24 protein-coding genes are annotated in these 25,658 nt (G+C 54.3%); 15 read left to right on the top strand and 9 right to left on the bottom strand.

Annotated elements, in window-relative coordinates:
* Window positions 1-9: 9 nt before the first annotated feature.
* From cmoB to EDF78_RS19530, 5 genes are all read right to left on the bottom strand, one after another.
* The gene (cmoB, locus tag EDF78_RS19510) at window positions 10-981 is read right to left on the bottom strand and encodes a tRNA 5-methoxyuridine(34)/uridine 5-oxyacetic acid(34) synthase CmoB (protein WP_133823718.1); all 972 of its coding nucleotides are present in this window, start codon (window positions 979-981) and stop codon (window positions 10-12) included.
* A complete protein-coding gene (gene cmoA, locus EDF78_RS19515) occupies window positions 978-1,721 on the bottom strand; it encodes a carboxy-S-adenosyl-L-methionine synthase CmoA (RefSeq protein WP_095922389.1) in 744 nt (247 codons plus the stop codon). The genes cmoB and cmoA overlap by 4 nt, the downstream gene beginning before the upstream one ends.
* Before the next feature lie 136 nt (window positions 1,722-1,857).
* On the bottom strand, window positions 1,858-2,253 hold the full coding sequence (locus tag EDF78_RS19520) for an MAPEG family protein (protein WP_095922388.1): 396 nt from the start codon (window positions 2,251-2,253) through the stop codon (window positions 1,858-1,860).
* Window positions 2,254-2,364: 111 nt separating this feature from the next.
* Entirely contained in the window at window positions 2,365-3,183 is an 819-nt protein-coding gene (locus EDF78_RS19525; protein WP_133823719.1) for a DUF72 domain-containing protein, read from the bottom strand.
* An 87-nt stretch (window positions 3,184-3,270) separates the two neighbouring features.
* A complete protein-coding gene (locus EDF78_RS19530) occupies window positions 3,271-3,846 on the bottom strand; it encodes a hydrolase (RefSeq protein ID WP_095922386.1) in 576 nt (191 codons plus the stop codon).
* Between the two features lie 336 nt (window positions 3,847-4,182).
* Between EDF78_RS19530 and aspS the strand changes: the two genes are divergently transcribed.
* The 6 genes from aspS (at window position 4,183) to ruvB (ending at window position 9,543) form a co-directional block, all read left to right on the top strand.
* Entirely contained in the window at window positions 4,183-5,979 is a 1,797-nt protein-coding gene (gene aspS, locus EDF78_RS19535; protein ID WP_095922385.1) for an aspartate--tRNA ligase, read from the top strand.
* A complete protein-coding gene (gene nudB, locus EDF78_RS19540) occupies window positions 5,979-6,425 on the top strand; it encodes a dihydroneopterin triphosphate diphosphatase (protein WP_133823720.1) in 447 nt (148 codons plus the stop codon). Before aspS ends, nudB begins: the two co-directional genes overlap by 1 nt.
* Before the next feature lie 25 nt (window positions 6,426-6,450).
* Window positions 6,451-7,194: a YebC/PmpR family DNA-binding transcriptional regulator gene (locus EDF78_RS19545; RefSeq protein ID WP_013575035.1), complete on the top strand. Its 744-nt coding sequence runs from the start codon at window positions 6,451-6,453 to the stop codon at window positions 7,192-7,194.
* 109 nt (window positions 7,195-7,303) lie between these two features.
* Complete coding sequence (gene ruvC, locus EDF78_RS19550; protein ID WP_015696865.1) at window positions 7,304-7,825, top strand: crossover junction endodeoxyribonuclease RuvC; 522 nt, start codon at window positions 7,304-7,306, stop codon at window positions 7,823-7,825.
* A gap of 87 nt (window positions 7,826-7,912) precedes the next feature.
* Window positions 7,913-8,527, top strand: a complete 615-nt coding sequence (gene ruvA, locus EDF78_RS19555; RefSeq protein WP_095925158.1) for a Holliday junction branch migration protein RuvA — start codon at window positions 7,913-7,915, stop codon at window positions 8,525-8,527.
* Between the two features lie 8 nt (window positions 8,528-8,535).
* Entirely contained in the window at window positions 8,536-9,543 is a 1,008-nt protein-coding gene (gene ruvB / locus EDF78_RS19560) for a Holliday junction branch migration DNA helicase RuvB (protein WP_047610532.1), read from the top strand.
* A gap of 83 nt (window positions 9,544-9,626) precedes the next feature.
* Here ruvB and EDF78_RS19565 read toward each other — a convergent pair whose 3' ends face one another.
* Both EDF78_RS19565 and EDF78_RS19570 read right to left on the bottom strand, forming a co-directional pair.
* Window positions 9,627-12,005 (bottom strand): glycoside hydrolase family 3 N-terminal domain-containing protein, encoded by a 2,379-nt coding sequence (locus EDF78_RS19565; RefSeq protein ID WP_133823721.1) that lies wholly within the window; start codon window positions 12,003-12,005, stop codon window positions 9,627-9,629.
* Window positions 12,002-13,414 (bottom strand): MFS transporter, encoded by a 1,413-nt coding sequence (locus EDF78_RS19570; RefSeq protein WP_095922382.1) that lies wholly within the window; start codon window positions 13,412-13,414, stop codon window positions 12,002-12,004. The genes EDF78_RS19565 and EDF78_RS19570 overlap by 4 nt, the downstream gene beginning before the upstream one ends.
* Before the next feature lie 310 nt (window positions 13,415-13,724).
* On the opposite strand from EDF78_RS19570, the gene EDF78_RS19575 reads away from it, so the two are divergent.
* The 9 genes from EDF78_RS19575 to EDF78_RS19615 all read left to right on the top strand — a co-directional run bounded on the left by EDF78_RS19575 (window position 13,725) and on the right by EDF78_RS19615 (window position 23,981).
* Window positions 13,725-14,240: an Rrf2 family transcriptional regulator gene (locus tag EDF78_RS19575; protein ID WP_133823722.1), complete on the top strand. Its 516-nt coding sequence runs from the start codon at window positions 13,725-13,727 to the stop codon at window positions 14,238-14,240.
* Between the two features lie 128 nt (window positions 14,241-14,368).
* Entirely contained in the window at window positions 14,369-15,031 is a 663-nt protein-coding gene (locus EDF78_RS19580; RefSeq protein WP_133823723.1) for an NAD(P)H-dependent oxidoreductase, read from the top strand.
* 304 nt (window positions 15,032-15,335) lie between these two features.
* The gene (gene bglF / locus EDF78_RS19585) at window positions 15,336-17,207 is read left to right on the top strand and encodes a PTS beta-glucoside transporter subunit IIABC (protein ID WP_133823724.1); all 1,872 of its coding nucleotides are present in this window, start codon (window positions 15,336-15,338) and stop codon (window positions 17,205-17,207) included.
* 22 nt (window positions 17,208-17,229) lie between these two features.
* Window positions 17,230-18,627: a 6-phospho-beta-glucosidase gene (gene ascB / locus EDF78_RS19590; RefSeq protein ID WP_133823725.1), complete on the top strand. Its 1,398-nt coding sequence runs from the start codon at window positions 17,230-17,232 to the stop codon at window positions 18,625-18,627.
* Window positions 18,628-18,746: 119 nt separating this feature from the next.
* Complete coding sequence (locus EDF78_RS19595) at window positions 18,747-20,156, top strand: carbohydrate porin (protein WP_133823726.1); 1,410 nt, start codon at window positions 18,747-18,749, stop codon at window positions 20,154-20,156.
* A gap of 124 nt (window positions 20,157-20,280) precedes the next feature.
* Window positions 20,281-21,129, top strand: coding sequence for a transcriptional antiterminator BglG (gene bglG, locus EDF78_RS19600; protein WP_095922376.1), 849 nt, complete (start codon window positions 20,281-20,283; stop codon window positions 21,127-21,129).
* Window positions 21,130-21,359: 230 nt separating this feature from the next.
* Window positions 21,360-22,841 (top strand): L-asparagine permease, encoded by a 1,482-nt coding sequence (gene ansP, locus EDF78_RS19605; protein ID WP_095922375.1) that lies wholly within the window; start codon window positions 21,360-21,362, stop codon window positions 22,839-22,841.
* Between the two features lie 136 nt (window positions 22,842-22,977).
* Entirely contained in the window at window positions 22,978-23,175 is a 198-nt protein-coding gene (locus EDF78_RS19610; RefSeq protein ID WP_095922374.1) for a hypothetical protein, read from the top strand.
* Window positions 23,175-23,981, top strand: coding sequence for a hypothetical protein (locus tag EDF78_RS19615; RefSeq protein WP_133823727.1), 807 nt, complete (start codon window positions 23,175-23,177; stop codon window positions 23,979-23,981). The genes EDF78_RS19610 and EDF78_RS19615 overlap by 1 nt, the downstream gene beginning before the upstream one ends.
* 20 nt (window positions 23,982-24,001) lie before the next feature.
* On the opposite strand, the gene EDF78_RS19620 is transcribed toward EDF78_RS19615, so the two are convergent.
* Both EDF78_RS19620 and EDF78_RS19625 read right to left on the bottom strand, forming a co-directional pair.
* Window positions 24,002-24,691: a fumarylacetoacetate hydrolase family protein gene (locus EDF78_RS19620; RefSeq protein ID WP_133823728.1), complete on the bottom strand. Its 690-nt coding sequence runs from the start codon at window positions 24,689-24,691 to the stop codon at window positions 24,002-24,004.
* 92 nt (window positions 24,692-24,783) lie between these two features.
* Window positions 24,784-25,578 carry an SDR family oxidoreductase gene (locus tag EDF78_RS19625; protein ID WP_095922371.1) on the bottom strand — a complete coding sequence of 265 codons (795 nt, stop codon included), beginning with the start codon at window positions 25,576-25,578 and terminating at the stop codon, window positions 24,784-24,786.
* Between the last annotated feature and the right edge of the window lie 80 nt (window positions 25,579-25,658).

Consider the following 25,658-nt stretch of genomic DNA (forward strand, 5'->3'; position numbering starts at 1 on the left):
AAAGGCAGGTTATGGCTTGCGTGCAATCAGCAAGGCACGGCGTGGTGCCGGATAGCCTTCGATGGTTTTGCCCGGATCGTTCGGGTCGAGGAATTCCGCCAGTGATTCGCTGGTCATCCAGTCGGTGCGACGTTGCTCTTCCAGCGTAGTGACGCTGACGTCCGCAATACGCACATCAACAAACCCACATTTGATCAGCCAGTTTTTCAGTGCGGCGGCGGAAGGGATGAAGTAAATATTGCCCATCTGCGCGTATCGATCCCCCGGCACCAGCACCTGTTCACTGTCGCCTTCGATGACTAAGGTTTCCAGCACCAGTTCGCCTTCGCTGACCAGCTGATTTTTCAGCTGCAGAAGATGATCCAGGGGCGAACGACGATGATACAGCACGCCCATGGAGAAAACGGTATCAAACGCATTCAGTTCAGGCAGTTGCTCGATGCCCAGCGGCAGTAAATGCGCACGCTGATCGCCGCCCAGTAATTTACGTACGGCCTCGAACTGACACAGGAAAAGCTGCATCGGGTCGATACCGACCGCCAGATGAGCGCCTGCGCCAATCATGCGCCACATATGGTAACCGCTGCCGCAGCCGACATCTAAAATGGTGCGCCCCGCCAGCGAGGAAATGTGCGGAAGAACGCGATCCCATTTCCAGTCTGAACGCCATTCGGTATTGATTTCCACGTCGTACAGCGAAAACGGCCCTTTGCGCCACGGCATCATGTTGCGCAGCAGATTTTCAATCCCTTCGCGCTGACCGGCTGGCAAAGGCATTTCCATATTCGCGCTGACGCTGTGCAGCAAATCCAGACGCTCCGGCTGCAACAACGGCAGGCGATCGACGGAGTTAAACCACAATTTGAACTTGCCGTGCAGGGATTCTTTCTGCCATGCGGTCAGCTGTGAAGGCAGGGTATTGAGCCAGGGACTTAACGGCCCTTTGGCGATAACGCGATAAAAATCACCAAAATCAATCATTGTGCGTCTCCGGCTTTCAGCGCAATCAGTGAGCCGAAGTTAAAGCACTGGAACCAGACTTCCGTGTGCTGGAAACCAGCCTGACGGAGGCGGGCTTTATGGGTTTCAACGGAATCGGTCAGCATGACGTTTTCCAGCATGCTGCGTTTCTGGCTGATTTCCAGTTCACTGTAGCCGTTCGCCCGTTTGAAATCGTGATGCATATTGAACAGCAGTTCGCCGACATCTTTATCTTCAAAGCTGAATTTTTCGGAAAGCACCAGCGCCGCGCCCGGACGCATGCCCTGATACACCTGATTCAGCAAACGCTGACGGTCAGCGGGTTCGAGGAATTGCAGGGTAAAGTTGAGCACCACCATCGAGGCGTTTTTCAGCTCGATATCCAGAATATCCGCTTCGATGACGTTTACCGGCGTGTCCGCGCGGAAAGCATCAATGTGGCGACGGCAGCGCTCCACCATGGCGGGGGAGTTATCGACAGCAATAATTTCGCAGCCCGGCACCTTAATGTTGCGACGCATTGACAGCGTGGCAGCACCCAGCGAACAACCCAGATCATAGACATTGGAGTCAGGTTGTACGAAACGCTCGGCGAGCATACCAATCATCGAAATGATGTTGGAATACCCCGGAACAGAGCGTTGGATCATGTCGGGGAAGACTTCAGCGACACGTTCATCGAACGTCCAGTCGCCAAGTTTATCTATCGGTGCAGAAAACAGCGTATCGTGGTTTGCCATAGCGGTGAGTCAGGCCAAAAAGATTGTGGGTAAAAAGTTGAGGGCAGATTTTAGCAGATACTGGCGCAGGCAGATACCTGCGCGCCCGGGAGTTACGTCAAAAGGGCATCAGAACGGTGGGGGAAAGGGGCAGCGATCAGTCAAAATTTAGAAATTGAGACCACGGCAGATAGATAATATTGACCACCACCATCAGCACCAGCGAAATATAGGTGGCTGCCATGCCATTGCGGCGCCAGGCAAACTCCCGGTTTTTCAATCCGTAATAATGGAATAAACGTCCAAGGATCAGTAATAAACCGCAGGCGTGCACGGTCCAGATGGCCGCTCCGTTCATTTCCATATACAGCAGTAATAAACAGCCGATCGGCAGATATTCAACGGCGTTGCCGTGAACGCGGATGGCGGTTTGTAATTCATAGGAGCCGCCGTCGCCGGTGGCAATGCGGTATTGCATCCGCAGACGAACAACATCGAAAGAGAGTTTGATTAAAAGTATGGCGGCAAGCACGACATATAACGCGCTAATCATGGTGACTTCCTTGGTTAATCCCTGTTTCCCGGCGGAACAATACGGCGGTTCCGCAGCGCCACTATGATAACGGGACGGGGCAACACTGTCGTCAGAAAAACACGAAAATTCTCAGAACAGCGCATCCTGTTCCGGCCAGTCTGGCGCGGGCTGAACGGAAGGCAGACGCTGGCGCAGATCCTGCCACAGGCTGCGTGCCTGCTGAGGCGCATCGGAACAATCAGGCGTATGAATAAACAGGTAAGGCGACAGCCCCTGAGATTGCCAGTCGCTGAACTTAGTGATCCACTGGCCAAACAGCGGGCGGTTGGCGTCCAGGCTGTCCCCGCCGATAAACCGTACAATGGGCCGCGAGGCGGTCGCCAGCGCATGCACTGGCAGGACAGGTTTTTTCCGCTTCGCTTCACGTACCGCTTCTGTCACCGATTTTGAGCTGTGAACCGGGCGGCTGTCGAGAATGGCACGGTTAATGCCGCGCTGATGCAATCCCTGATTCAGCGCCCGTTCGGCGTCACCTTTATTGAAGAACTCCCCGTGACGCACTTCCACGCCGTAATCAAAACCGGCGGGCAGGGCATCCAGAAATTGCCACAAACGGTCGAGGTGCACCGGGGAAAACGTGGCCGGAAGTTGCAGCCACAGTTGCCCGATACGTTCACCGAGCGGTGCGAGTGTGCGGTAAAACATATCGACCTCTTCCTGACAGTTCGACAGCGCGGCTTTATGGCTGATGGCGGAAGGGAATTTGAAACAAAAACGAAAGGTCTCCGGCGTCATGTCGCGCCAGCGCATCACCACATCCTGTTTGGGCAGGGCGTAAAAAGTCGTGTTGCCTTCGACACAATTGAAGTACCGCGCGTAATCCGCCAGATCACGCAAACCCACCTGTGTCCAGGCGTTGTGGTGCCATTGCGGTAAGCCAATATACATATCGCTGCTCCCTGTTTTCTGAGCCGGAATTCCCAAATAAAACGCCGCCTCATCGGGCGGCGTTCAGGCATGAAAATCAGGGTAACGTTACTCTGGCAGAGCGGCAAGCACTTCGGCAGTGGAACGTACGCGGCTGATACGCGGGAAAATAAACTGCATGCTCGACTGATGATGATCGTTGTTGTGCGCGCTGCACGCATCTTCAGCGATCACCAGTTCATAGCCGTGTTCCCAGGCGTTACGCGCGGTCGATTCCACGCCGATATTGGTGGAAATACCCGCCAGCACGATGCTTTTAATGCCGCGACGGCGCAGTTGTAAATCCAGATCGGTGCCGTAAAACGCGCCCCACTGACGTTTGATCACCAGCAGATCGCTGTCGGTTACGCCCAGTTGTTCCGGGAATTCCCACCAGCTTGCCGGTAAACCGCCTTCCGGCGCAGCCGCAGGAATATCGACAGGCTGCTTCAGCGCTTCGTCGAAGGAATCAGACCAGCCGACGCGGACCATCACCACCGGCGCGCCCAGCTTACGGAAACGGTTTGCCAGTTCAGTGGCATTATCCAGCACCTGTTGTGCGGTGTGCGGGCCACCCGCGAACGGTAAAATCCCTTTCTGTAAGTCGATCAGCACCAGCGCGGTGGTTTTAGGGTCAAGTTTCATGTTTAGCTCCCGGTTTTCAAAATGGGTAATGAGAGAAAGGAATCATTTACTGCGTGTACAAAGGGGATTGCGCGAGTCTATGCTAACGGGCGGATCAAATTGGGGATAATTTTGTTAAATTATGTGTAGCAAGCAACAGGTGTGAATTTCCGCGCCTGCGTTGACGTGTTCGCACTTATCCTTCGCCGGAAATTCCTTTATAATAGCCGCCTTTTTTCGACCTGAATAAAACCCATTCCGCGCGCTGCTGAGTTTTGCGGCGGGCGACCAGAGTCAATAACCGTTTCTGTGCCTGTGAGCCATGAGGCCGGGTAGTGGGATCAAAAGGATACCGTTATGCGTACTGTATATTGTGGAAAACTGAATGCGTCCAATGTGGGCCAGGAAGTAACATTGTGTGGCTGGGTTAACCGTCGCCGTGATTTGGGTGGTTTGATTTTCATCGATATGCGTGACCGCGAAGGCATCGTTCAGGTTTTCTTCGACCCCGATCAGGCAGAAGCCTACAAACTGGCGTCTGAACTGCGTAACGAGTTCTGTATCCAGTTAACCGGCACCGTGCGTGCGCGCCCGGAAAGCCAGTTCAACAAAGACATGGCGACCGGTGAAGTGGAAGTGTTCGCCAGCAAGCTGAACATCATCAACCGCTCAGAATCGCTGCCGCTGGACTCCAACCACGTCAACACCGAAGAAGCGCGTCTGAAATACCGCTATCTGGATCTGCGCCGCCCTGAAATGGCGAACCGCCTGAAAGCGCGTGCCAAAATCACCAGCTTCGTGCGTCGTTTCATGGACAGCCATGACTTCCTCGACATCGAAACCCCGATGCTGACCAAAGCCACGCCGGAAGGTGCGCGTGACTATCTGGTGCCAAGCCGTGTGCACAAAGGCAAGTTCTACGCCTTGCCGCAGTCCCCTCAGCTGTTCAAACAGCTGCTGATGATGTCCGGCTTTGACCGTTATTATCAGATCGTAAAATGCTTCCGTGATGAAGATTTACGTGCTGACCGTCAGCCAGAATTTACCCAGATTGACGTGGAAACATCTTTCATGAGCGCCGAACAAGTGCGTGAAGTGATGGAGAAACTGGCCCGCGAACTGTGGCAGGAAGTGAAAGGTGTGGATCTGGGCGACTTCCCGATCATGACTTTCGCAGAAGCAATGCGTCGTTACGGTTCCGATAAGCCGGACCTGCGTAACCCGATGGAAATGGTCGATGTCGCTGACCTGATGAAAAACATCGAGTTCAAAGTGTTCGCCGATCCGGCCAACGATCCGAAAGGCCGCGTGGCCGCGTTGCGCGTGCCAGGCGGGGCTTCCCTGAGCCGTAAGCAAATCGACGAATACGCTAAATTCATCGAAATCTACGGCGCGAAAGGTCTGGCTTACATCAAAGTGAATGAAGTCGCGAAAGGCCTGGAAGGTATCCAGAGCCCGGTGGCGAAATTCCTTAATGAAGACCTGCTGTCAGCCCTGATTGAACGCACCGGCGCACAAGACGGCGACATGATCTTCTTCGGCGCAGCCAGCGCCAAGATCGTGACCGACGCGATTGGCGCGCTGCGTCTGAAAGTTGGCCGTGACCTGAAAATCACCAAAGAAGACATGTGGGCTCCGCTGTGGGTCATCGACTTCCCGATGTTTGAAGACACCGACGAAGGCGGCCTGAGTGCCATGCACCACCCGTTCACTGCGCCAAAAGACATGACCGCAGAAGAACTGGCGGCGAACCCGGTTTCCGCTATCGCGAACGCCTACGACATGGTAATCAACGGCTACGAAGTGGGCGGCGGTTCCGTGCGTATCCACCGCAGCGAAATGCAGCAGACCGTGTTCAGCATTCTGGGGATTAACGAGCACGAACAGCGCGAGAAATTCGGCTTCCTGCTCGACGCCCTGAAATACGGCACGCCTCCGCATGCCGGTTTGGCATTTGGTCTGGATCGTCTGGTGATGTTGCTAACCGGTACGGATAATATCCGTGACGTGATCGCCTTCCCGAAAACCACCGCTGCGGCGTGTCTGATGACCGAAGCCCCAAGTTTTGCCAATCCGGCATCACTGCTGGAGCTGGGCATTGCGGTAGTCGCGAAAAAAGAAGTGACACCAGACACAAATACAGAGAATAACTAATGAGCTATAAGCGTCCTGAGTCGATACTGTGCGTCATCTACGCCAGCAACACCGGCAGGGTGCTGATGCTCCAACGTAAGGATGACCCGAACTTCTGGCAGTCGGTAACCGGCAGTCTGGAGGACGGGGAATCCCCGGATCAAACCGCGCAGCGTGAAGTTCTTGAAGAGGTCGGTATCGACATTGCAGGTGAAAACCTGACTCTGCAGGACTGCGACCGCTGCGAGGACTTTGAAATATTTGCGCATTTGCGCCATCGCTATGCTCCCGGCGTGACCCGTAATAAAGAACACTGGTTCTGTCTGGCGTTACCCGACGAGCGTGATGTGGTTCTCACCGAACATCATGCATACCGGTGGCTCGATAAACCGGAAGCGGCAGCGCTGACGGTCTCTCCGAGCAACCAGCAGGCGATTGAAGAATTTGTAAACTATTCGGTCTGTTAAGACTTTAGACTTTTTGGAGATATTTATGGCAGGTCACAGTAAGTGGGCCAATACCAAGCACCGCAAAGCGGCGCAAGATTCTAAACGCGGCAAAATTTTTACCAAAATCATTCGTGAGCTGGTTACCGCAGCACGTCTGGGCGGCGGCGATGCAGGGTCAAACCCGCGTCTGCGCGCGGCCATTGATAAAGCGCTGTCCAACAACATGACCCGCGATACCCTGAACCGCGCGATTGCGCGTGGCGTCGGCGGTGACGAAGACACCAACATGGAAACCATCATTTATGAAGGTTACGGCCCGGGTGGCTCTGCCATCATGGTTGAATGTCTGAGTGATAACCGCAACCGTACCGTGGCGGAAGTGCGTCATGCCTTCACCAAAACCGGTGGCAATCTGGGTACCGACGGTTCCGTGGCTTACCTGTTCTCCAAAAAAGGGGTGATCACTTTCGCTCCTGGCCTGGACGAAGACGTGCTGATGGAAGCCGCGCTGGAAGCGGGCGCAGAAGACATCATTTCTTACGATGACGGCGCTATCGACGTCTTCACCGCCTGGGAAAACCTGGGTGAAGTGAAAGACGCGCTGGAAGCGGCAGGTTATAAAGCGGATTCCGCAGAAGTCACCATGATCCCATCGACCAAAGCCGACATGGATGCAGAAACTGCACCGAAACTGTTGCGCCTGATCGACATGCTGGAAGATTGTGACGATGTGCAGGAGGTTTACCACAACGGTGAAATCTCCGACGAGATCGCAGAAACTCTGTAATCTCAGTGCCGCCGGTGGCTGCCACCGGCTGGCTATCCTGTTGTGCCTCAGCAGTTTATACTCTCCCCAACTTTCCAAAAAAAACGACAACACAAGGCGTTGACTGGCTATGGCTATTATTCTGGGGATCGACCCCGGTTCGCGTATTACCGGCTATGGCATTATCCGCCAGACAGGGCGTCAGCTGAGCTATCTCGGCAGCGGTTGTATCCGCACCGTGGTTGACGATATGCCGGGGCGTCTGAAACTGATTTACGCCGGTGTGTCGGAAATCATTACGCAATTTCAGCCTGATTTTTTTGCCATCGAATCCGTGTTTATGGCGAAGAACGCCGACTCGGCATTAAAGCTGGGACAGGCGCGTGGGGCGGCGATTGTCGCAGCGGTAAATCAGGATTTGCCGGTGTTTGAGTACGCGGCGAGGCAGGTGAAACAGACCGTCGTCGGTACCGGTGCTGCTGAAAAATCGCAGGTGCAGCATATGGTGCGTTCGATCCTGAAATTACCGGCGAACCCGCAGGCGGATGCCGCCGATGCGCTGGCGATTGCCATCACCCATTGTCACATGAGCCAGAATGCCATCCGGCTCAGCAGCGATAAATTGCAGATGGCGCGCGGACGTATGCGATAGACGCCGCAAGTCCATGGGGCTGGATATCCATCCAGCTTTTTTTATGATATAAACATCGCTGCTTTTGACCTGATAAGGAAAATGAACGTGATAGGCAGACTACGAGGCATTATTCTGGAAAAACAGCCCCCTTTGGTGCTGCTTGAAACCAACGGCGTGGGCTATGAAGTGCATATGCCGATGACCTGTTTTTATGAATTGCCGGAACTGGGCCAGGAAGCTATCATATTCACGCAATTTATCGTCCGTGAAGATGCCCAGTTGCTCTACGGATTTAACGATAAACAAGAGCGCGCGCTGTTCCGTGAACTGATTAAAGTGAACGGCGTCGGGCCGAAGCTGGCGCTGGCGATCCTGTCAGGCATGTCGGCACAGCAGTTTGTCAGTGCGGTCGAAAAGGAAGAAATCACCGCATTAATTAAGTTACCCGGCGTCGGTAAGAAAACCGCAGAACGCCTGGTTGTCGAAATGAAAGACCGGTTTAAAGGATTAAACGGTGATCTATTTAACAGTCATACTGATATCACGCTACCTGCATCGTCGTCGAAAGCTAAAGAATCTGACGCCGAAGGCGAGGCCGTTGCAGCCCTGATATCCCTCGGATACAAACCCCCAGAAGCCAGCCGCATGATCAGCAAGGTTGCCAAACCGGGCGCCGAATCTGAAACGTTAATTAGAGAAGCGCTGCGCGCGGCGCTGTGAGGTAAACGATGATTGAAGCTGACCGCCTGATTTCTTCCGAAGTCTTCAGTGAAGAAGAGGTCATTGACCGTGCGATCCGCCCGAAGCTGCTCAACGAATACGTCGGTCAGCCTCATGTGCGCTCGCAAATGGAAATCTTTATTCAGGCGGCTAAGCAACGCAAAGATGCGCTCGATCACCTGTTGATTTTCGGCCCTCCGGGACTGGGAAAAACCACGCTGGCTAACATCGTGGCGAACGAAATGGGCGTGAATTTACGCACCACGTCGGGGCCGGTGCTGGAAAAGGCCGGTGATCTGGCCGCGATGCTGACCAATCTCGAGCCGCACGACGTGCTGTTCATCGATGAAATCCACCGTCTTTCGCCCGTCGTTGAAGAAATTCTTTATCCGGCGATGGAAGACTATCAGCTGGATATCATGATCGGTGAAGGCCCGGCGGCACGTTCCATCAAACTTGATCTTCCGCCCTTTACCCTGATTGGTGCCACCACCCGCGCGGGTTCCCTGACGTCTCCTTTGCGTGACCGTTTCGGGATCGTGCAGCGTCTGGAGTTTTATCAGGTGGCAGATTTGCAGCACATTGTCGGGCGCAGTGCGTCATGCCTTGGGCTGGAGTTGTCGGAAGAGGGCGCACATCAGATTGCCCGCCGTTCACGCGGTACGCCGCGTATCGCCAACCGTCTGTTGCGCCGTGTGCGTGACTTTGCCGAAGTCAAAGGCGACGGCACCATTAACGGTGATGTGGCCAACGGCGCGCTGGATATGCTGGACGTCGATGCCGAAGGCTTCGATTACATGGACCGCAAACTGCTGCTGGCGATTATCGACAAGTTCACCGGCGGACCGGTCGGACTGGATAACTTAGCGGCGGCGATCGGCGAAGAACGCGAGACGATTGAAGACGTCATCGAACCCTTCCTGATCCAGCAGGGCTTTATTCAGCGCACACCGCGCGGTCGCATGGCAACCAATCATGCGTATAAGCACTTTGGTATCGCGAGAGAAACGGAATAACCGGTTCTTTGCGCAGGGTTCTTGTGCCAGAAAGTCAAACGGACGCCCTGAGCGTCCGTTTTGCTTATCTCAGCCAGCAGAAATTACTGACTGACCTCACAGCGGCTGACCATCCGCCAGTGACGCGGCAACTCCCGCACTTCGCCGGACAGCGTGATCTTGCCACGCGCATGAATATCCCTGCTCGACGACCCTACCTGTACCTCGACAAAACCCGGTTCCACGATGCGTTTACCCGCATGATTTGTGAAATTCAGCATGTCGGTGGGGATGCTGAAACTCAGCGTGGCGGTTTGTCCGGCGTCCAGTTCAACGCGTTCGAAAGCTTTGAGTTCCTGCACCGGACGCACCAGTGATGCCACGCAGTCGCGCAGATAAACCTGCACCACTTCGCTGCCCGCCTGCTTACCGGTATTGGTCACTCGTATCTGCACCTCGATGTCGCCATTTTCGATAGCGACCGGTTGCTGATTGAGTTGCAGATCGTGATAGCGGAACGTGGTGCCGCTCAGCCCGAAGCCAAACGGGTATTGTGCGCCAAAGTGGAAGGCAATCGGCGTGCCGCCACTTTTCAGTTTGTGATTGTAATAATAGGGCATCGCCCCGGCGCTTTTCGGCACGGATACCACCAGACGTCCCGACGGTGCCTGTTTGCCGCTGATGATATCGCTGATCGCGCGGCCGCCTTCCTGACCGGGCGCGAAGGCCATCAGGTATCCCGCGACGTTGTCTTCCAGCCCGCCGAGAGAATACGGACGGCCTCCGGTCATCACCACAATGGTCGGTTTGCCGGTCGCCACAATGTCTTCGAGCAACTGCTGCTGAACGCCGGGCAGTTGCAGGCTGTCAGTATCAGAACCTTCCCCGACCGTTCCGCTCTGGAACAATCCGGCCAGATCGCCGACAAATACCAGTGCGACGTCACTCTCCTGCGCCAGTTTCACGGCCTGTGGGATAAGCGCGGTACTTCGTGATACCGGCGATTTTTGCATGGCTGAGCCGGCATCGCCGGGGAAGACCGGCGCGCCCGCTGTGCGTTTTTCAAGAATATGACAACCTTTTGCATACCGGATATTTTGTTCACCGTAAGCGTCGCGCAAAGCCTGTAACGGCGTGATGACCTGTTCCGTCTGCGCTTCCATTTCGCTGATGATCAGATGCACAGGGAAGCTGTAACCGCTGAGTAAGGCCAGCGGATCATCTGCCGTCGGGCCGATGACGGCGATTTTCTGGCCGGGCCGGGGCCTGAGCGGCAGGATGCCATTGTTTTCCAGCAGGGTGATGGAGCGGACGGCGGCTTGCCAGGCCAGTTCCCGCGTGGCGGGTTGCTGCAATTGCGGCTGAGGCACACTGGCGTAAGGTTGCTCAAATAATCCGAGGCGGAATTTTTCGGTCAGCACGCGGGCGACAATCTCGTCAATTTTCGCCATATCAATCAGCCCCCGCGACACCGCATCGGCCAGATGTTGCGCGCAGTCGCCTTTCGGTAATTCGATATCCAGACCGGCATTAAACGCCAGCGCGGCGGATTCTGCATCGTCATGGCTGACGCCATGATGCTGATGCAGCAGACTGACGCCGCCGTAGTCGGCGACAATCAGGCCATCGAATCCCCACTGTTCGCGTAACACTTCCGTCAGCAGGAAGTGATCGCTGTGGCACGGCTGGCCGTCGATATCATGATAGGCAGGCATCACCGAACCGGCATTCGCCAGTTTTACCGCCATTTCAAACGGCAGCAGGAAGGTGTCATTCAGCTCGCGGAAACCGAGATGCACCGGCGCATGGTTGCGCGCCCCTTCGCTGAAAGAATGCCCGACGTAATGTTTCAGCGTTGCCAGCAGGTCACGTTTTTCGCCCTGCAAACCGCGCACGTAAGCCGTCGCCATGACGCCAACCAGATACGGATCTTCGCCAAAGGTTTCTTCGGTACGTCCCCAGCGCACATCGCGCGACACATCCAGCACCGGCGCCAGCCCCTGATGACAACCGACGCGTTGTGCTTCGTCGCGGATCGCGGCGGCAATCTGCTCCATCAGTTCTGGATCCCAGGTAGAGGCATAACTCAGTGATGAGGGAAACAGCGTGGCATCTTTGCACAGCAGGCCGACCAGACACTCTTCGTGGAACATTGCCGGAATACCCAGCCGCGTGTCTTCCACCAGCGTTTTTTGCAGCCGGTTCAGCGCCCGTACGCCTTCCGCCGGGCTGACCACGTGCGTGCCGAGCGGGCGGGTAATTTGCCCCGCGCCGGACTTCAGTTGTTGTTCCAGCGCGTCACTCTGCTTGTGACCGGCAAAATCGTCGCTGAGATCGGTACGCTCCTGATGATTGCCGTTGCTGTCGAGGATCAGCCAGAACGCATGCATCTGGGCGAATTTTTCCTCCGGCGTCATGCGTGCCAGAAGATCGGCGACGCGGGTGGCAACGGGTTGTGAAGCATCCTGATAAAGGTGAGTCATCTTGCATCTCCTTGATTAATCAAAGGGCGGGTACCGCTGAGCACGGGTTCCTCTTCGCCGCCGAAAGAACGGCGGGTGGCGAGGGATGCCGCGATGTTCTGCATCGTGCGGCTGTTAAGTTTGTAGGTAAACAGCAGGGCGGCCATCAGCAGGAACAAGGCGCACGGCACCAGCGTGAACAGCGAATTGATGGTCAGCATCACGCCAGAGCTTTGCGTGACGGCATTCGGCACATAATCGACCATGCCGAGAACCCAGCCGACGATGGCGCCGCCCAGCGCCAGTCCGAATTTGATGGCAAACAACGCGGTGGAAAACACCAGCCCGTCAAGACGGCGGCCGGTACGGGATTCCTCGTGATCCACCACGTCGGAGAACATCGTCCATTGCAGCGGCGTCGTGAGATTCTGGATAAAACTGAACACCAGATTGAAGGCGAAAATAAGGCCAATGGAAGGAGACGGGATAAAGAAAATAGCCGCGTTACACACCACAAACGTCAGGATCGTCCACTGATAGGATTTAACCCGGTCGAATTTTCCTAATAATTTTTCAGACAGTAACGCGCCAAATAATGAGGCGATCATGCCAAAAACAATAAAATTGAAAATCAGATCCGGGCGGGCGAGAACATATTTCACGTAATACATGGTCGCGGAGCCACGGATTACCACCGCGCACAACAGCAGAATATTAAAAATAAACACGATGCGCCATTGTGCGTTATTCCACAGTAATTTCAGATCGCTCAGCATCGAACCGGAGGTGTCATTGCGCGGATGATAACGCTCGCGCGTCATGGCGAAACAGCAGAAAAATAATACGATGCCGAGTAATCCCATCAGGCTCATGGCGTAGAAATAGCCTTTTTGCGGATTGCCCGCGCCCAGTTTTGCCACCAGCGGCAGGGCAATCACCGTCACCACCAGTCCGCCGATAAATGACAGCGCAAAGCGCCACGACTGCAACGAATGACGCTCGCGCGGATCCAGCGTTAACGCCCCCGGCATCGCGCAATACGGCACATTAATGGCGGAATACACCAGGCTTAATAAGGTATAAGTGATTGTCGCGTAGATGATTTTTCCGGTCGGGGAGACATCCGGCACGTAAAACGTGATCAGGCAACAGACACCAAACGGGATCGCAAACCACAGCAGCCAGGGACGGAATTTCCCGTAGCGCGAGGTTGTCCGGTCTACCAGTGCGCCGATACAGGGATCCACACAGGCATCCACGGCACGCACGACTAAAAATAATGTGCCCATAATCGCGGCGGGTAAACCAAAAACATCCGTGTAGAAATAGGCCAGAAACAAGGTCGCAGTTTGCCAGACCAGCGCACTGGCCATATCGCCGAGTCCGTAGCCAATCTTATCTTTTACTGAAAGAACCGGAGTGATCATCATTATTTGTTACCTGCTTTGGGTAAGGAGAGATAACCGACTGAAATTAATTAATGTCTTTGACGAAAAGAAAGATAAACAGCATGGAGAAGTAAAATGTTGCCAGAAGTATTGTGAATAGAATCGAGTCAGACAATTGAGGAAACGAATATACAAATTACGTTTTTTGATTTTGTTTTTTATTTGTGAGCGGGTTCAAACTGAGCGCGGACTTTTGGCCTGACTTGCAGAAATCCCTGCTTTTGGTGTCAATTTCGGGGCAACTGGTGTTTAATTAAGAGTCATTCCGTCTTAGTTTGGAGTTAAAGGTTGTATGTCCCATATCAGCGCTGGCGTGGAATACGCACTGCATTGCCTGCTGTTTATCGCTCATCCGCAGGGAAGTGTGACGGAAGCCAGTGTCCGCGATTTATCTGAACTTCAGGGCGTGCCCTTTGATTACGTCGCCAAACTGTTCACCAAACTGCACAAAGCGAAACTGATCATCGCCACCGAAGGGGCGAAGGGCGGCATCCGGCTGGCGAAGCCGCCACACGAGATCACCGTTCTGGATGTGGTTGATGCTATCGACGGGCATAAAAAGCTGTTCGACTGCAAGGAAATCCGCAACCGATGCGCCGTGTTTGACAACGATCCGCCTGCCTGGGCGAGTTCGGGCCTGTGTGCGATCCATTCCCTGATGATCGACGCCGACAACAAAATGCGCGATGTGCTGGCTGCGCAAACCCTGGCCGGACTGGCCTCGCAGTTTGGCCGTAAAGCGCCTCCGGAGTTCGAACAGCAGATCACCCGCTGGTTAGGTGATAAAGGCTCGCGCCGCATTATCTGATTCCTTGTCTTTTTTTATTTCACACTGGCACTTGCCAGCGGGATAGCATTGCGCGTATTTTTAACTACGACAAAGTTAGTCCTAGTTTAAATGCGCGCCGTTAACGGCGAAGATCAGGAAGGAAAAACATGAAAATTCTACACGTCGATGCCAGTTCAAAATTTCATCAATGGTCAAATTCCCGGGCACTGGGGCGTTACTTTATTGAGCAACTGGAACAGAAAGGGGTCGATATCGAGATCGACTATCTCGATGTGACGGAAGATGTGCAGCCGCACGTGTCAGCGGAATTTGTGCAGGCGACCTACACGCCGGAAGCGCAACGTACGGACCGCATGCGCGACGTGCTGGCGGAGTCCGACGCCCTGTGTCAGCGCGTGATGGCAGCCGATGCGCTGGTCTGTGCGATGCCGATGTATAACTGGACGATCCCGTCGACGTTTAAAACATTCATCGACAATATTATCCGCACAAACATCACCTATGACCTGCACGCCGACGGCAGCATTACCGGCAATCTGGGCGATAAGAAAGTATTGTTTATCACCACGCGCGGCGCGGATCTCAGTGAAGGCAGCCCGTTCGCCAATATGGATGCGATGACGCCGGTACTGAAAAATGCGTTTGGTTTTATCGGCGTGGAGAACCCGTGGTTTGTGGATGCGCAGCCGCTGCAATTCTCTGATGAAGCCGCACGCGAAGCCGGTTTAGCCAAAGCACGCGGTGAGCTGGATGCCGTTTGTGGTGAATGGGCGCAGAGCCTGATTTGCGCAGAAACCACCCCCGCCTGAGCCGTAAACGCATAAGCGACGCTCAGGGATGAGCGTTGGTCTGCACAAAGTCTGAAGCCGATCACAGTTTCATCATCCGGCGAATATTACGACTTGTTTCTGTTTCCGATTCGCCAGAGAATCCGTTTCAGAAAGCAGGATTGTTACTGTCTGACAGGCAAAACCTAAACTTCTCGTTTCTTCGTGTATGACGAAGAGACCGGACGTTTAGGTTTTTTTTTGGCCTGAATTCAGGGGCAGGCCGCCCCTTTGAAATACAACGGCAATGTCGTGCACGACGCCCTTACTCTGATGAGACAACACCATGGAATACAGAACATTAGCCGATGAAATTCTCCGCGGAGTGGGCGGAAAAGACAACGTCAACAGCGTGGTGCATTGTGCCACCCGTTTACGCTTCAAACTGAAAGATACCCGCAAAGCCGATGCTGCCGGGCTGAAAGAAAATCCGGGTGTGATCATGGTGGTCGAAAGCGGCGGTCAGTTTCAGGTCGTGATCGGCAACCATGTTGGCGCGGTGTATGACGCACTGGTCAAAGGCAGCGCGCTTTCTGAAAACAGTGAGGATGACACCGACGATAAAGGCAGTTTGTTTGCCCGGGCGATAGATGTCATCTCCGGCATTTTCACGCCGTTTATCGGCATCATGGCGGCATCGGGGATCCTGAAAGGTTTTCTGGCACTGGCGCTGGCCTGCGGCTGGCTGATGCCGGAAAGCGGCACTTACAAAGTCTGGTTCGCCGCCAGCGATGCAATGTTCTACTTCTTCCCGCTGGTGATCGGTTACACCGCCGGTAAGAAATTCGGCGGGAATCCGTTCGTCACCATGATGATTGGCGGGGCGATGGTTCACCCGCTGATGATTGCCGCCTTCGAGGCACAGCAGCCCGGTGCGCAGAGCGAGCATTTCTTCGGTATCCCGCTGGTGTTTATTAATTACGCCTCATCAGTGATCCCGGTGATTCTGGCTGCGTGGGTATCAAGCTGGCTGGAAAAACGCGCGATGAAAATTCTGCCTTCTTCACTGCGCAACTTTATCACCCCGCTGATTTGCCTGATGGTGGTGGTGCCGCTCACCTTCCTGGTCATCGGCCCGGTCGCGACCTGGGCGAGTCAGCAACTGGCCAATGGCTATCAGTTCGTTTATCACGTCAGCCCGATGGTCGCGGGTGCCTTTATGGGCGCGCTGTGGCAGGTATGCGTGATCTTCGGTCTGCACTGGGGGCTGGTGCCGCTGATGATCAACAACTTCAGTGTGCTCGGTCATGACACCATGCTGCCGCTGTTACTGCCTGCGGTAATGGGCCAGGTCGGTGCGGTCGCCGGTGTGATGCTGCGCGCCAAAGATGCACGGACAAAGGCACTGGCGGGTTCCGCAATCAGTGCCGGTATTTTCGGCATTACCGAACCGGCGGTTTACGGTATCAACCTGCCGCGCCGTCGTCCGTTTATCTTCGGCTGCGTCGGTGGTGCGCTGGGTGCGGCGGTACTCGGTTACTTCCAGACCACGGCGTATTCCTTTGGTTTCGCCAACATTTTCACCTTCACCCAAATCATTCCACCGACAGGCTTCGATAAGACCGTCACCGCCGCGATTGCCGGCACATTGATTGCCCTGTTATTTGCGGCACTGGCGACCTATTTCTTCGGCATGAAAGAAGAAGCAACGCCGGAAGTCAGCGAAAAGGCCAAAGCCGACGCAGTACAGGCCCCGCGAGGAAAAACGCTGATTGCCAGCCCGATGACCGGTGCCTGTATCCCTCTCGAGAATGTCGGGGATCCGACCTTCGCCAGCGGCCTGCTGGGCAAAGGTGTCGCGGTGGTGCCGACGGCGGGACGGGTGGTCTCACCGGTGAACGGCACCGTGGTGTCCCTGTTCAAAACCCATCACGCCATCGGGATTGAATCGGAGGACGGCGCAGAAATCCTGATCCACGTCGGCATCGATACGGTGAAGCTCGACGGTAAATTCTTTACGCCACACGTTGACGTCGATGCGGTGGTGAAGCAGGGCGATTTGTTGCTGGAATTCGACGTGCAGGGGATCACGGATGCCGGTTACGACCTGACGACGCCGGTGCTGGTCACCAACAGCGACGATTATCTCGACGTCATTCCGGCCGGTGTCGGTCAGGACGTCAGCGAACAGACACCTTTACTGACTTTATTACGATAACGACCAGAGCCTGGAGGTTCACATGAACAAGCAATTCCCAAAAGGATTCTTATGGGGCGGTGCTGTTGCCGCTAATCAGGTTGAAGGGGCTTACCTGACTGACGGAAAAGGGTTATCTACTTCGGATCTGCAACCTCAGGGCGTTTTCGGCCCGGTGCAGGAACGTACGGAAGGGGATTTCGGCGTGAAAGATGTCGCCATCGACTTCTATCATCGTTACCCGGAAGACATGAAGTTGTTCGCCGAAATGGGCTTTACCGTCCTGCGTACTTCCATCGCCTGGACGCGCATTTTCCCGCAGGGCGATGAAGCGCAGCCGAACGAAGCGGGTCTGGCATTCTATGACCGCCTGTTTGATGAAATGGCGAAATACGGCATTACGCCGCTGGTCACGCTTTCTCACTACGAAATGCCGTACGGCATCGTAAAAAAACACGGTGGCTGGGGCAGTCGCGACACCATCGGTTTCTTCGAGAATTACGCCCGCACGGTGTTCACGCGCTATAAAGACAAAGTGAAACACTGGCTGACTTTCAATGAAATCAACATGTCGCTGCACGCCCCGTTCACCGGCGTCGGCTTGCCGGAAGACAGCAGCAAACAGGCAATCTATCAGGCCATCCATCATCAGCTGGTCGCCAGCGCCAAAGCGGTCAAAGCCTGTCACGAGATCATTCCTGACGGCAAAATCGGCAATATGCTGCTCGGCGGCATGTTATATCCGCTGACCTGCAAACCGGCCGATATGATGGAAACCTTGCAGCAAAACCGCGACTGGTTATTCTTCGGCGATGTGCAGGTGCGCGGCGAGTATCCGGCCTATATGCAACGATTCTTTAAAGATCGCGGAATGGAGATCATTATTACCGCTGAAGATAAAGCTGCATTAAAAGAAACGGTCGACTTTATTTCATTCAGTTATTACATGACCGGTTGTGTGACGACCGATGAAGAACAAAATATTAAGGCGCGCGCCAATATATTAAATATGGTGCCCAACCCGCATCTGAAAAGTTCTGAATGGGGCTGGCAGATTGATCCGGAAGGTTTGCGTTTCTTAATGAATGAACTTTATGACCGTTATCAGAAACCGTTATTTATTGTGGAAAACGGTTTGGGTGCGCGGGATAAAGTCGAAGCAGACGGCAGTATCAACGACGATTACCGTATTCAATATATCAACGACCATCTGGTGCAGGTCCGCGAAGCCATTGAAGACGGCGTTGAAGTGATGGGCTACACCAGCTGGGGGCCGATTGATCTGGTCAGCGCCTCGAAAGCGGAATTCTCCAAACGCTACGGCTATATCTACGTTGACCGCGACGATCAGGGTAATGGCACGCTGGAACGCCGCCGTAAGAAAAGTTTCTTCTGGTATAAAGAAGTGATTAATTCAAACGGTGCAGCGTTAACATCCTGATCTGAATTTCCCGCTAATTATCAATAACCCGTGCGGCTTATATATTATAAGCCGCCTGTTCGCCTTGTATTGCCCGATAACAATAATGATGATGTTAATAATCATACGGAAATATAATAATGAAAATTTCTCAGACTTCTGCAACACCTACCACTACACCTGTAAATAAGAATATCCGGCTGCTGAAAAGCAGCCTTCTGGCGCTGTGTTTTACCACGGCAAGTATTTATTCAGCGCAGGCTGCCGAAAACTGGAACGGTACCGTTCTGGGTTTTGAAGCGCCCGGCGAAGGGATGCTCGGCGATATGATGGGCATCCGGCCGATTATTGAAGATCACGGTTTCCATTATCAGCTGGGCTACCTGAGTGAATCTTCTTATAACGCCGGTGGCGGGTATAACCACGATAAACATCTGGCGTATATCGATCAGTTCTCGCTGACCTTTACCCAGGATCTGGAGATGTACACCGGCATTCCCGACGCCGCCATTGAAGGCAACATTGTTAACCGTAACCACAATGATAACCTGACCACCAAACGGACGCAGGATCCGCGCGTCGGGATTAACGACATTGCGCAGGAAAGCTGGGGCGGGCAGTCGATTACCCGTCTGGGCTGGCTGACGTTTGGCCGCAGCTTTGATGACCGCAAGCTGCACTGGCGTATCGGCATGATGAACAAGAATCAGGATTTCGATCAGATCATTCCCTGTGATTTCCAGTTGCTGAGCCAGTGCGGCGGTAAATCGGCTAACTCAATGACCTGGTACAACTGGAACAAACATTACTGGGGCACCACGATCCAGTACAAACTGACGCCGGAACTGACGCTGAAAACCGGCATCATGGAACAAAACCCCGACGCGTCGGATCGCAAATACGCCTGGAGCGGTTCCCTGAAAGGCGCGCGCGGTATCCTGCTGCCGATGGAAGCCGAGCTGAAAACTAAAGTGAATGGTTTGCCGGGGATTTATAACTTTGGCCTGCTGTATACCAACTCACCGCAAACCGATTTGTCAGAAGGCAAAACGCAGAGCGTGGGCGCGACGGATCCTGAAGGGTATCGCAAACACAGCAGCACCTGGTTTATGTACACCGGCTTCAACCAGCAGGTGACGCAGCGCGGCGACGATCCGAACCGTGGCATGAGCGTCTCTTACAGCCTCGGTCTGGGCGATCAGCGCAGCAACAGCATTCATTACACGCAGGCGGCGTCTATGCGTTATCGCGGGCTGTTTGATGCCCGTCCTGACGACTGGCTGGGCTTTGGCATGACTTACATTAAAATGAGCAATCACTACCGTCAGAATCAGGAAAACCTGAATGACATTTATCAGGTGGATGATTACGGCAATCCGCTGTATACGCCGCTGTCGGGGCATTCGGTGAACGCCGATTTGTATTATCAGATCAAAGTGCGTTCATGGCTGATTCTGCAACCGGATTTGCAATACTGGTACCGTCCGGGCGGGGTGAAGGAAACGCAGGATGCCTGGGTGACGGGACTGAAAGCCATCGTCACGTTCTGAGTGCAAAATTTACGTCTGACTGAGGATCGGATCTGGTAAAATTATCAGGCAGATCCCAAGACTGCGGCAGACAAAACCTGATCATCCGTACGGACGATCGGGTTTTTCTTTTCAGGGAGTTACAATGAAAATCGCCAAAATACTCAATAATAATGTGGTGGTGGTTGTCAGCGAACAGCAGCGCGAACAGGTGGTGATGGGCCGCGGGCTGGCGTTTATGAAAAAAGCCGGGGATGAACTCGATGACAGCAAGATCGAGAAAATCTTCGCCCTGCAAAATGACGAACTGGTGGCGCATCTGACGGAACTGCTGTCGCATATTCCGATGGAAGTGATGACCACCTGCGATCAGATCATTTCGCTGGCGCGGGGACGGCTGGGGAAATTACAGGAAAATCTGTATATCGCGCTGACCGATCACTGCAATTTTGCCATCGAACGGCAAAAGAAAGGCGTGCCGATCAGCAATGCCTTGCTGTGGGAAACCCGCCGTTTGTACCCGAAGGAATATGCGCTCGGGCTGGAAGCGCTGGAGATTATCGATTCCCGTCTGGGCGTGCGTCTGCCGGTGGATGAAGCGGGGTTTATTGCCCTGCATCTGGTCAATGCGCAGCTCAACGGTGAAATGCCGGAAGTGGCGCAAATCACCCGCGTGATGCAGGAAATCCTCAATCTGGTGAAGTACCAGTTACGCATCGAATATGACGAAGAGTCGCTGAGCTATCAGCGTTTCGTCACCCATCTTAAATTTTTCGCCCAGCGGATGCTCAGCCGCACGGTGGTGGCGGATGACGACATGACCCTGCATGTGGCGGTGAAAGAAAATTACCCGCAGGCGTGGCTGTGCTCGGAAAAAATTGGCGATTACCTGACCGCGCAGTATCAGCGTGAACTGACCACCGAAGAGATCATGTATCTGTCGATTAACATCGAACGGGTGAGAAAAGAGTGTTTACCGAAAGGAACGGCCTGACCGCACGCAAGGGCAAAATTCTCTGCGCGAAATATGACTGCTCACAATTTTTAATGACGGTTTTTTTTGCCACGGTTAATGAGAACAGGTAGCATCCCTCGCCGTTATTGCACCAAAACAGTTCCGGCTAAAAAAACTACAGTGGGTAAACCCCATAAACGGCGAGGCTTGCAATCGTTTGCTTGCAGCACCCGGCGTCAGGTGAAGGTTATTTTGGAGAACAAGTCATAATGAAGTCTCATAAGAAAACGGCAGAGGCGAAGCACGCGGCGAAACGACGCTGGCTGGACTCGCACGATCATGGTTATCACAAAAGTATGGGCAACCGTCAGGTTCAGATGATTGCCATTGGTGGTTCTATCGGTACCGGTCTGTTTCTCGGCGCGGGTGCGCGATTGCAGATGGCCGGCCCGGCGCTGGCTATCGTCTACGCGGTTTGCGGTATTTTCTCCTTCTTTATTTTGCGCGCACTGGGCGAACTGGTGTTACACCGTCCGACCAGCGGCAGCTTCGTATCCTATGCACGTGAATTTCTGGGCGAAAAAGCCTCTTATGTCGCAGGCTGGATGTACTTCCTCAACTGGGCGATGACCGGCATTGTCGATATCACCGCAGTGGCGCTGTATATGCACTACTGGGGCACCTTTGGTGATGTCCCGCAGTGGATGTTTGCCCTTGGCGCACTGGCGATTGTCGCCACCATGAACATGATCGGCGTGAAGTGGTTCGCTGAGATGGAATTCTGGTTTGCGCTGATCAAAGTTGCCGCGATTGCGATTTTCCTGGTGGTGGGCGTGGTGTTCCTCGGCACCGGCAAACAACTCGACGGCAACACCACCGGCTTGCATCTGATCACCGATAACGGCGGTATCTTCCCGCACGGGTTGTTACCGGCGCTGGTTCTGGTTCAGGGCGTGGTCTTTGCCTTTGCGGCGATCGAACTGGTCGGCACCGCAGCGGGCGAAACCAAAGATCCTGAGAAAGTGCTGCCGAAAGCCATCAACAGCGTGATCTGGCGTATCGCCTTATTCTACGTCGGTTCCGTGGTGCTGCTGGTTCTGCTGCTGCCGTGGAATGCCTATCAGGCGGGGCAGAGTCCGTTCGTGACCTTCTTCAGCAAACTGGGCGTGCCTTATATCGGTACCATCATGAACATCGTGGTGCTGACCGCCGCGCTGTCGAGCCTGAACTCCGGGCTGTACTCCACCGGCCGTATTCTGCGCTCGCTGTCGATGGGCGGTTCCGCACCGAAATTCATGTCGAAGATGAGTGCGCAACAGGTGCCTTACGCCGGTATTCTGGTGACGGTCGGTATTTACGTGATCGGCGTGGTACTGAACTACTACGTGCCTTCACAGGTGTTTGAAATTGTCCTGAACGTCGCGTCACTCGGCATCCTCAGTTCCTGGGCTTTCATCATCGTCTGTCAGATGAAACTGCGTACCGCGATTAAAGAAGGCCGCGCGAAAGACGTCTCCTTCAAAATGCCGTGGGCACCGTTCACTTCGTGGCTGACGCTGGCGTTCCTCGCGGGCGTGCTGATCCTGATGGCGTTTGACTACCCGAATGGTACGTTCACTGTGGCGACGATCCCGGCGCTGATTATCCTGCTGGTTCTGGGCTGGATTGGCCTGCGCAAACGCGCCGCTGAAGTACACGCCGAACAGGCTGCGCAGGAAGAAGCGCATCAGGAAAGCATTGAAGCGAAATAACCTATTTCGTGGAATATCCGTAAAGGGCTGCCGTCATGGCGGCCCTTTTTTATATCCGCATGAGTAATAAATCCGAAACCGCCGGAGTGACCCTGTGGATTGACTAGGCTTAGCCTTTGGTTATGGAGGCCAACCTATGCTTAAGATTGTATTGCAGATTTTTTCCAGCCCGGAAAAATTCCTCGGATTGTTCAGTGCTGCGGATATGGAAAATACGCTGGAAGAGGGCGAGCGTATTTTGATTGATGAGAATGGTACAGCGTCGGTGAACCCGGCCAATCAAAGTATGCAGGCAGACTTTGCCCGCCACGTAAAACGCATGAGTGTGCTGTAATGGCGACAGCGGTTTTCATGGTGTTAATGGTCTGCGGCTACTGGTATACCACCCGCGACATCTCATCACGTTTCAAACTTAAACGGACTTTCGGCTGGGACGTCTATTTTCTGGTGGCCTTGTACGGCTGCATTTTTGTCCTTCAGGGCGTACTGGTCATCGCCCTGGTCTATATGGCGCTGTGGGGGATTTCCGGCGTGATCAACTGGCTGCCCGCGCTGCCACACTTGCATCAGGATGTGCATTATCATCGCGATTTCATCAACTGGAGTTTCCTGGGCATTCAGGCGCCGGTGGTGATTATGCTCGCGGTGTCCGTGATGCTGTGTCTGGTGCGAACCACCTGGTCGCCGGGTTTACGGCTCAATACCGCCGGACGCAAACAGTTGTACAAACAACTCACCCGCGCCAACGGGGTAGAAGGGCTGTTATATCAGTGCATGGAAGAGGGCGACATGGTGTTTATCACCTTACAGTCACGTCGCGTTTATATCGGCATGGTGCATACCGCACGCTGTGAAACCAGTTCGTCGGACAACGTGGTGGTGATCCCGATGGTCAGCGGCTATCGCGATAAAGACACGCTGGAACTGCGCGTTGAGCACAATTATGCCCGTTATTATCAGGAACACGGCGTTACGCCGGTATCTGATCCGGTGAATGCGCTGAAATTCCGCAAGGTGATTTTACTGAGTCAGATCGAAACGCTGTCGTTGTTTGATCCGTCAAGTGCCTGTGCGTTTGAGAAGCTGATCCCACAGGTTGAGGAAGAGATGAGGAGAGAACCGGCTGAAAAGGACGCCTGAGAAAAGGCGTCCTGTGCGCATTACACGAGGGTGAAGCTGAACTCGCTCAGACCGTCGATGCCGCCGGTGATCACATCACCGCGCACTGCCGGGCCGACGCCCGCCGGTGTGCCGGTGTAAATCAGATCGCCTGCCTTGAGTTCCACCGCCTGCGACAGATAACTGATGACATCCGCCACCTGCCAGATCTGGTCACTCAAATCGCCGCGCTGACGTTTCTCTCCGTTCACATCCAGCCAGATTTTACCGGCCGCCGGATGTCCGGTCTGGCTGACAGGCAGCAGCGGACTGGCCGGTGCGGACGCATCAAACCCTTTGGCAAAATCCCACGGACGCCCTTGTTTCTTGGCCTGCGCCTGAATATCGCGACGGGTCAGATCCACGCCGACGGTATAACCCCAGACGTGCGACAATGCCTCTTCAGCAGTGATGTTTTTGCCGCCTTTGGCAATCGCAACCACCAGTTCCACTTCGTAATGCAGATCTTCGGTCAGCGTCGGATAAGGCACGTTGCCGCTGGCGGGAACCACCGCATCAGCCGGTTTACCAAAGAAGAAAGGCGGTTCACGGTCGGGATCATGGCCCATTTCGCGGGCATGTTCGGAATAGTTGCGGCCAACGCAATACACGCGGCGCAGAGGAAAACGGGCGCTCTGGCCAGCAACGGCAAGAGAGGGAACTTCGGGTGCAGCAATTACATAGTCAGTCATCGTATTCACTTCACAAAGTTGTCGAATTAACATATTTGCAAAGCGAATCCACATTGACCAGTAAATTTATGTTACTGGTCAATGTGTCAGTGTCAGGCTTTGTAACGCGGTGCCGCGTGAGCCTGCAGGAAGTTCGGCACCATCGCGCCGCGCAGGGCATCAAAATCGTCCCACTGTTTTTCATCCTGCAATGGCGGGATAGTGACTTTCTCTTTGCGGTCAAAGCCCAGCAGGGCGGCGTCCACCAGTTCACCCACTTCCATCACGCCCGGCACTTCATCGATATTCTTGCCTGAACGTTCCCAGATTTCCGTACGTGTTGCGGCAGGCAGCACCGCCTGAACGTACAGGCCGCGCTGAGCCATTTCAAATTGCAGTGTCTGGCTGAAGGTCAGTACAAACGCTTTGGTCGCGGAATACACCGCCGATTGCAGCTCTGGCGTCAGCGCCATCACGGACGCGATATTAATGATCGCGCCGTCCGGATGTTTGATCAGGCCATCAAACGCCACGCGGGAAAGTCGCGCCACGGAGGTCACGTTCAGGGTGATCAGATTCTCAATGGCATCGGCATCGCTGTTCTCAAAACCGGCTTTGAGGGACGCCCCGGCATTGTTGATCAGCAGGGAAATCTGCGGCGTGGCGCGGATAAAATCCTCAACCCGGGCTAACTCTTCGCTGCGGGTTAAATCGGCAGGCAGCACGGTGATATTGACGCCCGTTTCCTGTTGCAGGCGTTCAGCCAGCGTTTTCAGACGCGCCGCATCACGGGCAACCAGCACCAAATCATAGCCGCGTTTCGCCAGACGGTCGGCATAAGTGGCACCAATGCCGCTGGAAGCGCCGGTGATTAAGGCTACAGACTGAGAGCGAATTGAATCTGACATGAGAAGACCTCTGGGTTGATTAAGTGGTTTAATAATGAAACCAGATGATTTTTAGCACCAGTGGTTTTATAATGCAACCA

Source organism: Rahnella sp. BIGb0236 (assembly GCF_004364755.1).
Taxonomy (GTDB): domain Bacteria; phylum Pseudomonadota; class Gammaproteobacteria; order Enterobacterales; family Enterobacteriaceae; genus Rahnella; species Rahnella victoriana.